General features: G+C 68.5%; 1 protein-coding gene. It reads left to right on the top strand.

The features are described 5' to 3' along the window. Positions 1 to 445, top strand: a 445-nt coding sequence (locus tag FFK22_RS42275; RefSeq protein WP_221939327.1) for a hypothetical protein, incomplete at both ends; no start/stop codon positions are given.

The raw sequence follows: 445 nt of genomic DNA, 5'->3' as shown, positions 1-445 counted from the left end.
CGCCACGGCCCCTTGGGTCACGGTCGACGACACCGGGGCCCGCCACAAGGCCCGGAACGGGTACTGCACGCAGATCGGCAACGACCGCTTCGCCTGGTTCGGCACCACCGGCTCGAAGAGCCGGCTCAATTTCCTGGAATTGCTGCGCGCCGGCCATGGCGATTACGTCGTCAACACCGAGGCGCTCGCCTATATGCGCAGCCGGTCGCTTGCCGGCTCGGTCATCCGGATGCTCGCGGAGCATGAGACCAAGCGCTTCGCCGACCAGGCGGCGTGGCTGGCCCATCTCGACCGGCTCGGCATCGCCGCGCTCAAGGTCACGCCCGATCCGGTGCTGATCGCGACCGAGGGGGCGCTCTGGGGCAGCGTCAAGGCGCATGGGCTTCTGACGGACACCGTCATCGTCAGCGATGATGCCGGCCAGTTCGATGTCGGTCGCCACGGC

Origin of the sequence: Mycobacterium sp. KBS0706, assembly GCF_005938675.2 — a bacterium.
Lineage (GTDB): Bacteria > Pseudomonadota > Alphaproteobacteria > DSM-16000 > Inquilinaceae > Inquilinus.
Note: the sequence above shows the minus strand (reverse complement) of the source record. Positions and strands in the feature narration are given on the sequence as shown.